At 70.4% G+C, this 14,726-nt stretch carries 9 protein-coding genes and 2 pseudogenes; 7 read left to right on the top strand and 4 right to left on the bottom strand.

All coding sequences use genetic code 11. The features are described 5' to 3' along the window. The 6 genes and pseudogenes from AC5Y5V_RS29860 to AC5Y5V_RS29835 all read left to right on the top strand — a co-directional run. Positions 1 to 644 (top strand): annotated as a pseudogene (locus AC5Y5V_RS29860) (PE family protein); the annotation flags it as partial. 107 nt (positions 645 to 751) lie between these two features. Further along, positions 752 to 2,254, top strand: a complete 1,503-nt coding sequence (locus AC5Y5V_RS29855; protein WP_499942535.1) for a PE family protein — start codon at positions 752 to 754, stop codon at positions 2,252 to 2,254. A 67-nt stretch (positions 2,255 to 2,321) separates the two neighbouring features. Then, on the top strand, positions 2,322 to 4,028 hold the full coding sequence (locus AC5Y5V_RS29850) for a PE family protein (protein WP_499942534.1): 1,707 nt from the start codon (positions 2,322 to 2,324) through the stop codon (positions 4,026 to 4,028). A 9-nt stretch (positions 4,029 to 4,037) separates the two neighbouring features. Beyond that, positions 4,038 to 4,280: pseudogene (locus AC5Y5V_RS29845) on the top strand (DNA-formamidopyrimidine glycosylase family protein); the annotation flags it as partial. 153 nt (positions 4,281 to 4,433) lie between these two features. Beyond that, positions 4,434 to 4,901 (top strand): zinc finger domain-containing protein, encoded by a 468-nt coding sequence (locus AC5Y5V_RS29840; protein WP_499942538.1) that lies wholly within the window; start codon positions 4,434 to 4,436, stop codon positions 4,899 to 4,901. A gap of 19 nt (positions 4,902 to 4,920) precedes the next feature. Beyond that, positions 4,921 to 5,670, top strand: coding sequence for an SDR family oxidoreductase (locus tag AC5Y5V_RS29835; protein ID WP_499942532.1), 750 nt, complete (start codon positions 4,921 to 4,923; stop codon positions 5,668 to 5,670). Positions 5,671 to 5,684: 14 nt separating this feature from the next. Here the strand turns inward: AC5Y5V_RS29835 and AC5Y5V_RS29830 are convergent, their stop codons facing one another. Both AC5Y5V_RS29830 and AC5Y5V_RS29825 read right to left on the bottom strand, forming a co-directional pair. Beyond that, positions 5,685 to 8,855, bottom strand: coding sequence for an ATP-binding protein (locus tag AC5Y5V_RS29830; RefSeq protein WP_499942531.1), 3,171 nt, complete (start codon positions 8,853 to 8,855; stop codon positions 5,685 to 5,687). Positions 8,856 to 8,919: 64 nt separating this feature from the next. Continuing rightward, the gene (locus AC5Y5V_RS29825; protein ID WP_499942530.1) at positions 8,920 to 10,239 is read right to left on the bottom strand and encodes an oxygenase MpaB family protein; all 1,320 of its coding nucleotides are present in this window, start codon (positions 10,237 to 10,239) and stop codon (positions 8,920 to 8,922) included. An 83-nt stretch (positions 10,240 to 10,322) separates the two neighbouring features. Here AC5Y5V_RS29825 and AC5Y5V_RS29820 point away from each other — a divergent pair, with 83 nt between their 5' ends. Beyond that, on the top strand, positions 10,323 to 10,904 hold the full coding sequence (locus AC5Y5V_RS29820; RefSeq protein ID WP_499942537.1) for a TetR/AcrR family transcriptional regulator: 582 nt from the start codon (positions 10,323 to 10,325) through the stop codon (positions 10,902 to 10,904). Between the two features lie 35 nt (positions 10,905 to 10,939). Here the strand turns inward: AC5Y5V_RS29820 and AC5Y5V_RS29815 are convergent, their stop codons facing one another. Continuing rightward, positions 10,940 to 12,826 carry an ABC transporter ATP-binding protein gene (locus AC5Y5V_RS29815; RefSeq protein ID WP_499942529.1) on the bottom strand — a complete coding sequence of 629 codons (1,887 nt, stop codon included), beginning with the start codon at positions 12,824 to 12,826 and terminating at the stop codon, positions 10,940 to 10,942. Further along, on the bottom strand, positions 12,823 to 14,577 hold the full coding sequence (locus tag AC5Y5V_RS29810) for an ABC transporter ATP-binding protein (protein ID WP_499942527.1): 1,755 nt from the start codon (positions 14,575 to 14,577) through the stop codon (positions 12,823 to 12,825). The genes AC5Y5V_RS29815 and AC5Y5V_RS29810 overlap by 4 nt, the downstream gene beginning before the upstream one ends. Positions 14,578 to 14,726: the final 149 nt, after the last annotated feature.

Genomic DNA, 14,726 nt, shown 5'->3' with positions numbered 1-14,726 from the left:
GCAGGGGCGGCGACGGCGGGGTGGGCTACCTCGCCGGTCAGGGCGGCCTCGGCGGCTTCGGCGGCAATGGCGGCGACGCGGGCGCGCTGCGCGGCAACGGCGGCATCGGCGGGGCCGGCGGGGCGGGCGGCAACGGCGGCGACACCTACGGCACGTCTGGCAGCACGTCCGACGTCGGCGGCGGGGGCCAGGGCGGCTTCGGTGGCAATGGCGGCACCGCCGGCTTCTTCGGCAATGGCGGCGACGCCGGGGCCGGGGGGGCGGGCGGCAACGGCGGCACCAAGACCGGCTCTGTCGGTCCTCTGCGCGGTGACGCCGGCATCGGCGCCGCGGGCGGCTACGGCGGCGACGCGAAATTCTTCGGCAACGGCGGCCGCGGCGGCGACGGCGGCAGCGAAGGGACCGGCATCCCGCCGACGCAGCTCACCGCGGGTGGCGGCGGCGGCATGGGTGGCGCGTTCTACGGCAACGGCGGCGACGGCGGCGACGCTCCGACCCACGGCGTCGGCGGCCCGGGCGGCGACGCGCAGGGCTTCGGCAACGGCGGCCACGGCGGCGACAGCCACGGACAGCCCGGTGCCAGCGGCGGCGCGGCCGGCCAGTTCGGCGGCACTGCCGGGACACCTGGCGCATCGCTTACTTAAGGTAAAAAACTTCCTCAAACCGCCCATGTGGCAGCGGGATTGGCGATATTCTCGGCCCAGCGTCATTCGGGGGACGTGCCCGTATTCCTGCTTTGGGGGGTTCCCGTATGGATTTTGTGATCGCCGCACCCGCCTATGTGCAGGCCGCGGCCACGGACCTGGCAAACATCGGCTCGACGATCAACTCCGCCAACGCGCTGGCTTCGACCGCCACGACGGAGATCCTCGCCGCCGGCGCCGACTCGGTGTCCACCGAGCTGGCCGCGCTGTTCGGCGCGCACGGCCAGATGTATCGGGCGCTCAGCGCGCAGGCGCAGTTGTTCCACGACCAATTCGTCCAGCTGATGAACTCCGGCGGGTCGCAGTACGCCCTCGCCGAGGCGGCGAACGCCTCGCCGCTGCAGGCCGTCGAGCAGGCGATCAACGCGCCGTTCGTCGCGACCACCGGGCGCGCGCTCGTCGGCGACGGCGCTGACGGCACCGCGGCCAGCCCCAACGGCAAACCCGGCGGCTGGTTGTACGGCAACGGCGGCGACGGCCTGGCCGCCGCGGGCACCGGGGCGGCGGGCGGCAACGGCGGCAGCGCCGGGCTGATCGGCAATGGCGGCAACGGCGGAGCCGGCGGCAGCGGCATCAGCGCGTCGGGCTCCAACGGCGGCGTCGGCGGTGCCGGCGGAAATGGCGGTGCCGGCGGCTGGCTGCTGGGCAACGGCGGCATCGGCGGCATCGGCGGCGGGGGCGGCAATGGCAGCGCGCCCCTGGTCGCAAGCCATCCCGCGGGCTACAGCGGCGGCAACGGTGGTGCCGGAGGCTCAGGCGGTCGCGGCGGCATGCTGTTCGGCGACGGCGGCGCGGGCGCGACCGGCGGCGACGGCGGGACCGCCAGCGCGTCGGCCGCGCCCGGCAAGGACGGCGGTATCGGCGGCATCGGCGGCGCGGGCGGAAGCGGCGGCAACGCGGGCCTGTTCTCCGGCGCGGCCGGCAGGGGCGGCGACAGCGGCAACGGCGGCGTCGGGCTCTCCGCCCCGAGCGCGGGCTCGGGCGCCAGCGGCGGCGACAGCGGCATGGCCGGCAGCGGCGGCAACGCCGGGCTGTTCGGCACCGGCGGTCAGGGCGGCGACGGCGGACACGGCGGGACGGCCGGCAAGGGCTACGTCGCCGGCAGCGGCGGGGTCGGCGGCACCGGCGGCGACGGTGGCAACGGCGGAATACTGAGCGGCGACGGCGGCGGCGGCGGAAAGGGTGGGGCCGGTGCGGCGGGAGCCAACTCCACCGGCGGATATCCCACCCAGAACGGCAGCGGCGGCGCGGGCGGGGACGGGGGCAACGGCGGCACCTCCGGGTTCTTCGGCAACGGCGGCAACGCCGGCGACGGCGGCACCGGAGCGAACGCGGGCACCACGACCGGCAACAACACGATCCCCGGCACGGGCGGCGGAGGCGGCCAGGGCGGCCGCGGTGGCGACGCCAAGTTCTGGGGCGACGGCGGCGACGGCGGAGACGCCGGCAGCGCCGGGACCCCGCTGCCGTCGGAAACCGGCACCGGCGGCGTCGGCGGCGCGGCCGGACAGCTCGGCGGCACCCGCGGCCAGGACGGCGCGACACCCTAACCAAAACCGCCGTCCCGCCGACGCGACGCAGCTACGCTTCGGTCCGGGATATCGGGAGGTTCGGTAGATGGAGTTTCTGACCGCTGCGCCGGCGTATGTGCAGGCGGCCGCGTCGGACTTGGCGAACATCGGCTCGGTGATCGGTTCGGCCAACGCGGCGGTCGCTAACCCGACGACGGCGATCCTGGCCGCCGGGGCCGATTCGGTGTCGGCGCACATCGCGGCGCTGTTCGGCGCGCATGGGCAGCTGTATCAGGCGCTGAGCGCGCAGGCGGCGCAGTTCCACGCCCAGTTTGTCGACCTGCTGCACGCCGGCGGCGCGCAGTATGCCGCGGCCGAGGCCGCCAACGCGTCGCCGCTGGCCGGCCTCGACGACCTCGCCGTGTTCTCGCCGGTCAAGGACCTGACCGGACGCCCGCTGTTCGGCGACGGTGCCAACGGGGCATCGCCGGGCGCGGCGGGCAAGGACGGCGGCTGGATCTTCGGCAACGGCGGCAATGGCGCGGCCGGGACCGACGGCACGGGCGTCGCCGGCGGCAACGGCGGCAGCGCCGGGCTGATCGGCAATGGCGGCAAGGGCGGCGCGGGCGGAACCGGCGCTGCGGGTACGGACTTCGCGCCTCGCGACGCGGGCGGTAATGGTGGCGCCGGCGGGTTCGGCGGCAATGGCGGCAATGGCGGCTTGCTGGCCGGCAGCGGCGGCGCCGGCGCCGACGGCGGCACGGGCGGGGCCGCCGGACAGGGCGTAGTTCTGGGCGAGGGCAACATCGGCGGCGACGGCGGCGCGGGCGGCGCGGGCGGACGCGGCTCGCTGTTCATCGGCGCGGGCGGCGCCGGTGGCATCGGCGGCGAGGGCGGCGCCGGCACCGGGTCCACCGATGGCGGCAGTTTCAGCGCGGGCGGCCGTGGCGGCTTTGGCGGCCCGGGGGGCAACGGCGGCAACGCAGGACTGTTCGGCAATGCCGGCGCGGGTGGGGACGGCGGTGCCGGCGGATCGTTCGTGGGGTCGACTAACCCCGTGGTCAGTGGTGCGAGTGGTGGCGGTGGCGGCAACGGCGGCCTCGGCGGCAATTCCGGGCTGGTCGGCGACGGCGGCGCCGGCGGCAATGCCGGAGCGGGCGGGACCGGCCAGGAGGGCTTCGTACGCGGCGGCGACGGCGGGAGCAGCGCGCAGGGTGGGTTCGGCGGCAACGCCGGAATCTTGCGCGGCGACGGTGGGGCCGGCGGAAACGGGGCCACCGGCGGCGACGGGGCAGGCGTGGTGGTACCCGGCGTCGATACCGAGAACGGCTCCGGGGGCTTCGGCACGGCCGGCGGCAACGGCGGCTTCGGCGGGATCTTCGGCAACGGCGGCGCCGGCGGGAACGGCGGCAACGGCGGAAAGGTGGGCGTCGGCGGCGCCATCAGCGACTTCGGCAGTACCGGCGGCGACGGCGGCGCGGGTGGCAACGCGGCGTTCTGGGGCAACGGCGGTGTCGGCGGTAACGGTGGCGACGCCGGAGACCTGACGAACGCGATTGCGATCGGCGGAAAAGGCGGTCCCGGCGGCAGCGGCGGGACCTTCTTCGGCAACGGTGGCGGCGGCGGTGATGCGGGCACCAGCAATACCGGCGCACCGCTTCCCGTCGGCTTCGGTCAGGGCGGCTCCGGCGGTCCTGCCGGCCTGATCGGAAACGGCGGCGACGGCGGCGCCGGCGCATCCGGCGGCGCGGGCGGGCAGGGCGGCAACGGCGGGACGCTGTTCGGCCAGAACGGCGCGACCGGACCGTCGTAACCTGGTCGGGTGCCCGAACTTCCCGAGATCGAAGCGCTGGTCGACCACCTGCGGCGCCACGCCGTCGGGCTGACCGTCGGCCGCGTCGACGTCGCGGCGCTGTCGGTGCTCAAGACCTTCGACCCGCCGATCAACGCGCTGCACGGCCAGACCGTCGAGGGCGCGCAGCGGTGGGGCAAATACCTGGGCCTGCACGCCGGGGGGCTGTTCTTGATCACCCACCTGTCGCGGGCCGGCTGGCTGCGCTGGTCCGACCAGCTGGCCGCCGCGCCGCTGCGTCCCGGCAAGGGGCCGATCGCACTGCGCGTGCATCTGGGCACGCCCGGCAGCGCGCCCGGGTTCGACCTGACCGAGGCCGGCACGCAGAAGCGGCTGGCGGTGTGGCTGGTCGACGACGCGGCAAAGGTGCCCGGCATCGCCGCGCTCGGTCCCGACGCGTTGGAGCTCAGCCCGGCTGACCTGGCCGGCGTGCTGGCGGGCAACACCGGGCGGATCAAGACCGTCATCACCGATCAGAAGGTGATCGCGGGAATCGGCAACGCCTACAGCGACGAGATCCTGCACGTCGCCAAGATCTCGCCGTTCGCCACTGCCGCCAAGCTGACCGACGAGCAACTGGCGACGCTGCACGACGCGATGGTGAGCGTGCTGACCGACGCCGTCAGCCGCTCCGTCGGCCAGGGCGCGGCCACGCTCAAGGGCGAGAAGCGCTCCGGGCTACGGGTGCACGCCCGCACCGGCCTGCCGTGCCCGGTGTGCGGGGACACGGTGCGGGAAGTCTCGTTCGCGGACAAGTCTTTTCAGTACTGCCCGACGTGTCAGACCGGCGGCAAGGTGCTGGCCGACCGGCGCATGTCGCGCCTGCTGAAATAGCAGCCGATATGCTGCCCGGGTGACTCGTCAGAAGATCCTCATCACCGGCGCCAGTTCCGGCCTGGGCGCCGGCATGGCGCGCGCCTTCGCCGCAAAGGGCCGCGACCTGGCGTTGTGCGCCCGTCGTACCGACCGCCTCGAGGAGCTGAAAGCCGAACTGGCGCAGCAGTATCCGGGCGTGCGCGTGGCGATCGCCGCGCTGGACGTCAACGACCACGAGGCCGTGCCCAAGGTGTTCGCCGAGCTGTCCGACGAGCTCGGCGGCATCGATCGCGTCATCGTCAACGCCGGCATCGGCAAGGGCGCCAAGCTGGGGTCCGGCAAGCTGTGGGCCAACAAGGCGACCATCGAGACCAACCTGGTGGCCGCGCTGGTGCAGATCGAGACCGCGCTGGAGATGTTCCACCAGAGCGGGTCGGGGCATCTGGTGTTGATCTCGTCGGTGCTCGGCAACAAAGGGGTGCCGGGCGTCAAGGCCGCCTACGCGGCGAGCAAGGCCGGGGTCACCTCGCTGGGCGAGTCGCTGCGCGCCGAGTACGCCAAGGGCCCGATCAGGGTGTCGACGATGGAGCCCGGCTACATCGAGTCGGAGATGACGGCCAAGTCCAACAGCACAATGTTGATGGTGGACAACGAAACTGGCGTCAAGGCGCTCGTCGACGCCATCGAGCGTGAGCCCGGCCGGGCCGCCGTGCCGTGGTGGCCTTGGGGCCCGCTGGTGCAGCTGATGAAGGTGCTGCCGGCGCCACTGACGAAGCGCTTCGCTTAGGTTGGCTCGAGCGTCTACGGCATCGCCTCGGCCCACTCCATGTGCCCCTCGTAGCCGAGCGACGCGGCCACGGCGCGGTAGCTATCGCGCTGCTCCCGGTAGGCGGTGTCGTCGCCCCGCGCGCGGGCCAGCAGCGCCCGCATCCGCAGCAGCCAGACATCGCGCAAGACCAGCCCGTCGTCGCCGGGCGCCGTAGCCAGCCGCTCGATCGCGGCCTCGGCTTCGGCCACGTCGCCGTCGGCTCCACGGTCCAGCAGTGTCTCGACCAGCAACCCCGTCGCGGGAATGCCCCACGACAGCAGTTGCTCCTCGTGAACCAGTTCGTCCACGGCCGCGGCCATGAGCGATATCGCCCCGTCGCGATCTCCTGCGCGAGCACGCTCACGCGCCAGGTACGCGTTGAGCAGGCGCAGTTCGCTCAGGTTATGCCCCCGGCGCACGAACACGTCGCTGACCTCGGCGAGTATCCGCTGTCCACGCTTGCGTTCCGCATCCGTGCGACGCTGCGTCAGCGCCAGTCCCAATACGGCCTGGACGAAGACCAGCGCCATATCATCACCAGATCGTTCGGCGGTCCTCAGCCCATCCTCGATCTCGCTCAGGGCCTGATCATCGACCGCCCATACGCCCAACGGTATTCCCGGGAAATAGATATAGGCCACGACCGCGGCGTAGGACAACGCGTCGGCGGTGCGGGCCATGGCCAGGCCGTTGCGTAGGTCGTCTCGCCAACCGTCCTGACCCAGGAAAGTCCGGGCCATCGCTCGCGACGTCAGGGCGAGCGCCAACGGGGACCCGATGATGAAGTTGCCTTGCGACGGATTGCCGTCGGCCAGGTCGATGGCCTGGTCCGACCACCGCAGCACGTTGCGCCACTGGCCCGCGTGGGCCTTGGCGTAGATCGCCGGCCAGGATAGCCCCAGCGTCAGGCTGGCATCGCCGATCGACTCGATGAGAACCATGGCTTCGGAGGCCAGCCGCGATGCTTCGCGGGTCCGGCCGCGGAACGCTTGATCGGCTACCAGTCCGGCGATGCCGATAGCCAGCGACGCCCGGTCTCCGGCCGCGTTGCACAATTCCCGCAGTTCGTCGAAGCGGTCGCCCGCCAGGTTCACCTGGACCCTCCACGCGATCGCGCACAACATGACGCGGGGCGCGATGCGCATCGCTGTCCGCTCGGGATCCTGGGCGGGCACGGCGTCGCCGATGGCTCGGGCGCGCTCCCAGCTTTGTTGGGCTGCGGCGATGTCGCGGTAGGTGGCCCATGCCGCGGCGCGCATGTGCCATTGGTAAGCGGCGTGCAGTTCACCGCCGGCCTCGAGGTGTTCGGCGATTAATGCCGCGTTTTCGTCGGCGGTTGCCGGGTCGCGTGACTCGAGGGCTGATGCGACGCGGCGGTGCCATTCCGCGCGGTCGGATCTGAGTTGTGATTCGTAGGCCACCGCGCGGATGAGCGGGTGGTGGAATGCGTATTCGGTGCGGGGGGTGAGCCCTACCTGGTCGATCATTTCGGCGGCGAGCAGCTCGTCGAACACCGCATCGAGGCCCAATGCGGTGAGCAGCCCGGAGTCGAAGCGGGCGCCGATGACCGACGCCGCGGTCAGGGTGCGCTTGGCCGGGATGCTGAGCCGGTCGATGCGGGCCTCGATGGCCGCCTGCACAGTGGCGGGCACGGTGATCTCGGCGGTGTTGGTGTCGCAGACGTAGCTGCCGTGCGCGCCGGCCAGGATGCCGCGTTGCACCAACTCGCGCACCATCTCCTCGGCGAAAAACGGGTTCCCCGCCGCGCGCTCGGCCATGATCGCGGCCAGGTCGCCGACCGAGGGATCCGTACCCAGCAGCTCGCCAAGCAGCGTCGTGATGTCCGAATCATCCAGTGGGGCAAGCGCTATCGATTGGGAGCCGGGCACCCTTGTCAGCGCGCCTTGATGCTCCGGCCGAAGCGTGATCAGCACCATTGACGGGGTTTGCGCGGTGAGGGCGAGGAAGTCGGCCAGCATCGACTCGCTGACCGCATCTATCCAGTGCGCATCCTCGATGACGTAGAGCACCGGCCGGGTACGGGTCAGCGCCACGGTGCTGATCAGCGCGGTCAACCGGCGCCGACGCGCATCGGGGTCGATCTGGGGGAGCGGCCCATCGGGGTCGGCGATGCCGAGCAGATCGTCGAGCAGCAGCAGATCCTGCGGGTCGGCCTCGGGTGCGCCTGCTCGCAACCGCGCGCGCGCCGCCTGTCCGTCGAGGTTGGCGATGCCGAGCCCGGCTCGCAGCAGCCGCGCCACGGCGTGGAACGACACGTCACGGGTATGGGATTCGCAGAAGGTCCAATAGATCTCAGCTCCGCGACTGGCGGCCAGCGCCGCAACCTCGCGGGCCACCCGGCTCTTGCCGATGCCCGGCGGGCCCACCACCGTGACGACAGCACCGTGGCCGTCGATCGCGCGGTCCGTCATGGCGTCGAGTGCGGCCATCTCCCAGCGCCGGCCGACCAGGTTCGCCTCGGCGCGCCCGATCAGGCCGTCGCGCGGCCGGATCGCCAGCAGTCGCCGAGCGCGCGACAGTTCGCCGGTGCCCTTGATGTGCACCGACTCGGGTTCGGACAGCGTCACGACGTGCTCGACGAGCCGCGCGGTCGACTCCGACAGCATCACCGCACCCGGGGGCGCCGCGGACTCCATCCGTTGGGCTAGCCCGACGGTCTCGCCGGTCGCCGTGTAACCCAGGCCGATCTCGCCGGCGATTACCTGACCCGAGTTCAGGCCCACCCGCAGTCGCAACGTCACGTCGTCGCGCTGCTGTACCTCGGCTGCCAGGCGGTTGGCCTCCTCCTGCACCGCCAGCGCGGCCAGGCACGCCCGAAAAGCGTGATCCTCCAACGCGACTGGAGCTCCAAACAGTGCCATCACCCCGTCGCCGGTGTACTCCACCGTCCCGCCGTAGCGTTGCATCACCGCCGCCGAGCGCTCCACCAATTCGGTCATGATCTCGCGCAGCCGCTCGATGTCGACGGTGGCCGCGATGTCCATCGACCGCACCACATCGGCGAACAGCACCGTCACCTGCTTGTACTCCGCCTGGGTCGACGGCGCGAGGCGCGCGCCGCACTCGTGGCAGAACTTGTCGCTCGGCGACAGCGCCGCGCCACACGCCGCACACGACGGGCGTACCGGTGCACCTTCCTCCACGCCAGTATCGTCGCACCGCTCGCCGACGATGTTCGCCTTTACCCTGCGTCTGCTCGCGGGGCGGTCAGTGCGGCACTGGGGTGTAGTGGGCCGCGTCGGACGTGAATTCGGGCTTGCCGTAGGTCGCCAGCCGGAGCTTGAGCAGCCCGATGACGTACGCGTCGGCGATGTCTTTGACCACCGGGATGCGGCTGGCCTGCTGAACGGCGGTGAAACGCCCGATGATGAACGGCGTGGTGAGCGCGACGCGGATCAGGTCCGTCGACGCGAGCGAGACGCCCATGGCCTCCGCGACGTCGCGGTCACCGCCGCAGAACACGCGGACGAAAGTGAGTTTGCTGAAGCTCTTTTCGACCGCGTCCGCGCACCGGTCGAACAGGGTGGTGTTGGGACGCAGGTAGGCCGCCATTGTGCCGCTGACCAATTCGCGGCAGACGCTGTCGAATCCGTGGCGCAGCAACGCCGCACGCGCGTGCATGACGTGGATGATGTCGTCGGGTTCGGAGGGCAGCAGTTCCTCCGGCAGGCCAAGCAAAAAGCAACGGTACCTGGCGAATTCGACGACGGCACGTTCCTCGGCGGTGAACTCCGTGCGGCCCTCCTTGCGCGCCTTGCGGGCCAGCAGGTACTGGCCGATCATGCCGGCGGGCATCTGGTCGACCTGCGGCACCGGCATGCCGTAGATCGCCGTGTCCCATTTGTCGGACTTCTTCAGCGCGTTGTAGCGCACCATCGAGTGCATCAGCCGCACCATCGCGGCGGCTTCGAAACCGGGGCCGTAGCGGTCCAGCGCGCCGGGCAGGGTGGTGACGGCGAAGAAGCTGGCCGTCTCGTTGACCCGACGGGCGGCCCGCTTGCCCGACAGCGCGCCGGTCAGGGCCATCGGCAGCGCGGCGTAGGTGTTGGTGAACGTCGCGATGAAGGCGCCGCGGGTGATGAAGGGGGCGAGCAGCGCCGCGGGGATGCGCTCCTGCCGGGCGCCCTCACGAACCAGGTCGAAGTCGATCCACTCCGGGGTGGCTTCCATGGCGGCGATGAACGCGTGGAGCTCGGGCGGTGCGTCCGGCACCGCGTCGATGCCGTCTCGGCAAGCCGTCTTGAGCATCTCGATCAGAGTGCTGACGCTGTGCGAATTCATCAGGGCCGCATAGGGATCGGCGACGACGTCGCCGAGCATGGTGGCCGTGCTGATCAGCTCGAGGACGCGGTCGTCTTCGAGGATCGGCGCGCGGTCGGCGACCCAGGTGGGCAGCGCCGAGTCGACGTCGGGCTCGGTGGCCAGACGATCCGGCTGCCGGTCGAAGTCGAAGTCGCCGTAGAGCGCGGGCTGCAGATCGCGCTGGCTTCGGACCCGTTTCGCGAGCTCGGGGTAGTACGCGACCATATCGACCTCCCGCTAACTAACACTTAGTGAGCAATACTCACAAGGTGTTAGTTATGCTGTCAAGTGTGACTGGCAGGCGACGCATGACGGCCTCGGGGCGGCGTGATCAGATCCTCGACGTCACGCACGCGATCGTCGACGCTGAGGGATTTCACGCGGCGACACCGAACCGCATCGCCGGAGCCGCCGGCATCAATCGGTCGTTGCTCTATCAGCTGTTCGGCGACCCGGCGGGGCTGTTCGTCGCCCTGATCGACCGTGAGGCGGCGCGGGCAGGCGCGCAGTTCGCCGAGGCGACGTCCGGGCTGGAGGTTGTCGGTGAGGATCAGTCGCTGGTGCTGGCGTTCGACGGGGTGCTGGCGGCCGTTGATGCCCACCCCGCGACGTGGCGGCTGTTTCTGTTTCCGCCGCAGGGCGCGCCGCCCGAGTTGTATGCGCGTCTGGCCCAGTCGCAGGCCGTAGTGCTCAAGTTCTTCGTCCGTGAACTGCTGCGGCACAACCCCACGCTGCACGAGCCGGAGTACACCGCCCGCGTCCTGCATGCCGCGGGCCGCGAATTGCTGCAGCTGCATCTCAGCGATCCGGGGAGCGCGACGGCCGAGCGGTTGCGCACATTCGTGCGGCGGCTCGGATCCGAGCTGACGGGCCGCCCCGTCGGGGCGTAGGTACGGGCTTGCCGGGCCTGGCCCGTCGCGGCGTCTCACCCGCGGCGCGTCATCGCATAGTAGGCGCCTCGGCGTGCGATCAACTCACTGTGGCTGCCCTGCTCGACCACCCGACCGCCGTCCAGCACCACGATGCAGTCGGCATCCCGCATCGTCGAAAGACGATGCGCAATAATGAAACTCGTGCGGTCGCGGCGAAGCTCACGGGTGGCGCGGTTGACCAGCGCCTCCGTTCGGCTGTCCACCGAACTCGTGGCCTCGTCCAGGATCAGCACCTGGGGGCGGGCGATGAAGGCTCGTGCGATCGTGATCAGCTGCTTCTCGCCGGCGCTGATGCTGCCGTCGTCGTCGCTGACCCGCGTGTCGTACGCCTCGGGCAAGTTGCGGACAAACCGGTCGACGTACGCCGACCGTGCGGCTTGGTACACCTCCGCTTCGCTGGCTCCGGGTCGTCCGTAGGCGATGTTCTCCGCGATCGTTCCGTCGAAGAGCCAGGTGTCCTGGAGCACCATGCCGACGCGGGAACGCAGCCAGTGTCGGCTCACCGTCGCGATGTCGACGCCGTCGACCAGGATCGCACCGGAGTCGACGTCGTAGAACCGCATCAGCAGATGCACCAGCGTGGTCTTGCCGGCGCCGGTCGGCCCGACGATCGCGACGGTGCTGCCCGGCTCGGCGACCAGCGATACGTCGTCGATCACCGCGGTGCCGGGGCGGTAGGCGAAGCTGACGTTCCGGAATTCGACCCGTCCGCTCGGAGTCGACGGGCCCTCCCCGGTTGCCGCACCCTCCTCGGTTTCGTCGAGCAGCTCGAACACCCGCTCGACGCTGACCAGGCCGGACTGCAGGACGTTGTACATGGCCGCGAGCTGCATCAGCGGCGAATTGAACTGCCGCACATATTGAATGAATGCCTGGATGCCGCCCACGGTGATGTGCCCGGCGGCCACCGCAAGACCACCGGCGACAGCGACCACGACATAGCCGAGGTTGCCGACGAACATCGTCGCCGGTGCCACCAGACCGGCGACGAACTGGCCGCCGAAACTGCTGCGGCACAGTTCGTCGTTGAGCTCGCGAAACCGTTCTGAAGCGCTGGCGCGGTGTCCGAACACCTTGACCACCGGGAAGCCGCTGTAGGTCTCTTCGATGTGCGCAGTGAGCCGTCCTGTGTCGGCCCACTGCGCGGCGAACAAGGGTCGCGAGCGCCGGGCGATCGCGCGCGTCGCCACCACCGACAGCGAAACCGTGAGCAGCGTGACCAACGCCAGCACCGGCGCGATCGTGATCATCATGACCAGCACCGCGACGATCACCAGCACCGAGTTGAGCAACTGGCTGATGGTCATCGACAGCGAGGTGTGGATGTTGTCGACGTCGTTGGTGACCCGGCTCAGCACCTCGCCACGTTGCCGGCCGTCGAAATAGGCCAACGGCAGCCGGTGCACTTTGGACTCGACCGCCGAACGCAGGGCCGTCATCGTTCGCTGCACCGTGACGTTGACCAGCCAGCGCTGTGCCCAAATCAGCAGTGCGGAAAGCACATACAGGGCCAGTGCCAGGGCCAGCACGCGGCCGATCGCGGAAAAGTCTACGCCACGGCCGGGGATCACATCCATCCCCGACAGCACGTCGGCAAAGCCGTTGTCCCCCCGCAGTCGCGCGGCCGCGACCGCCTGATCCTTCGTGATGCCGCTGGGCAGGCCGCGCCCGATCACGCCGCCGAAAAGCAGGTCCGTGGCGTGCCCGAGGATTCTTGGCACGATCACCCCGATCGCCGTGCCGGCCACGCCCAGCATCAGCACCGCCACGCTCCGCCCGCGTTGCGGCGCGAGAAGTCTGATCAGCCGAACGACCGAACTGCCGAAGTCGACCGAACGCTGCGCAGGCGGATGCATTACGCCACGGATCGGCGCGGTCATTGCCGGTCCTCGAGTTCGACGCCCAGCGACTGCGAATCGGCGAACTCGGCGTATGTCGGGCACGTCGCCAGCAACGTCTCGTGGGTCCCGCTGCCGACGATTCGTCCGTCGTCGATGACGACGATCCGGTCGGCCTTGGACGCGGTCGATATCCGTTGGGCCACCATGATCACCGTCGCACCGGCACATATCTCTCGCAGTGCCGCAAGGACTTTCGCGTCCGTGTGCACGTCGAGCGCGGAGAAGGCGTCGTCGAACAGGTATATGGGCGGGCGGCGGATCACCGCCCGGGCGATGGCCAGCCGTTGCCGCTGACCGCCGGAAAAGTTGTTGCCGCCCTGCGCAACCGGCATCCGCAGTCCGTCGGCGTGGGCGCGCACGAACCCCTCGGCATCGGCAACCCGCAGCGCCTCCCACATGTCCTCATCCGTGACCACCTGTCCGGGGCTTGCGCCGTAGCGGAGGTTGTCTGCGACGGTGCCCGAAAACAGATAGCCGCGCTGGGGCACCAGCCCGATGCTCGACCACAGGCACTCGGTTTCGTAGTCGCGCACGTCGACGCCGTCGATCAGCACAGTGCCATCGGTCACGTCGTCGAGCCGTCCGATCAGCGCCAGCAGGCTGGACTTCCCCGAACCGGTGCCGCCGACCACGGCCGTCGTCGTCCCGGGCCGTGCGGTCAGTGAGACATCTTGCAGTACCGGGTGTTCGGCGTTGCGGTGACGAAAGGTCACCCGGCGCAACCGGACGACACCGTCGATGGGCGCGGCAGATCGTGCGAGGTGCGGGGGATCGGACACCGCCGGCGAGGTGGACAGCACTTCGGTGATCCGTTCGGCGCACAAGGCGGCCCGCGGCAGCACCATCAGCGCCGTCGTCGCCAGCAATACGGCCATCAGGATCTGGGTGAAGTAGGACATGAACGCGATCAGCGAGCCGACCTGCATGTGACCGCCGTAGATCCGGTGGCCGCCGAACCAGACCACCGCGACGCTGGAGCAGTTGATGATCAAGGTGGTCATCGGCAACATCAGCGCCTGCCAGTTATCGGCGGCCAGCGTACTGCTCGACAGCGCGAGATTGGCCTTGGCGAATCGGTCGCGCTCGAACGGCTCGCGTGCGAACGCCCGGATCACCCGCACGCCCGTCAGCTGCTCACGCATCACGCGGTTGATGTCGTCGATCAGCCCCTGGATGCTGCGAACGATCGGCAGCATTCGCACCACGATCGCGTAGTTGATCAAGCCCAGCAGCGGAACGCTGACGAGCAGCAGCCAGGACAGGCCGGCGTCCTGATGGATCGCCATGAAAATTCCGCCGATGCATACCATGGGCGCGGTGACCAGCAGGCTGGACGTCATCTGCAGCAGCGACTCGATCTGGTGGACGTCGTTGGTGGTGCGGGTCAGCAGCGATGGCGTGCCGAACCCGCTGACTTCGTGTGCGGAGAAGGTCGTGACGTGGCGGAACACCGCTGCGCGCAGGTCGCGGCCGAACCGGGTTCCGGTGCGGGCGCCGAAGTACACGGCGCCGATCGCGCACACCACTTGCAGCCCGGTCACCGCGAGCATCAACGCGCCGAGCCGCATGATCGTGGAGGTGTCGCCGCGGACGACGCCGTCGTCGACGATCGCTGCGTTGATGGTGGGCAGGTACAGCGACGCCAGGCTGCCGATCAGCTGTAGCGCCAGCACCGCGACCACCAGCAGGCGGTACGGCCGAACGTACTCGCGCAGCAGTGCCAGCAGCATTCGGTAACTGTCGCATACGAGGTCGCGGCGTCACGTTTTTTCCGCGCGGCCCCGGTCCGCCGAATTTGCCGGTAGGCTCAGCAGCCGGTCGATGAAGTTCCGCTGCGCGAGAGGGGGCGTTCTCCGATGCGAGTCACCCGCCGGTGCCG

It is taken from the genome of Mycobacterium sp. NGS68, assembly GCF_059812195.1.
Note: the sequence above shows the minus strand (reverse complement) of the source record. Positions and strands in the feature narration are given on the sequence as shown.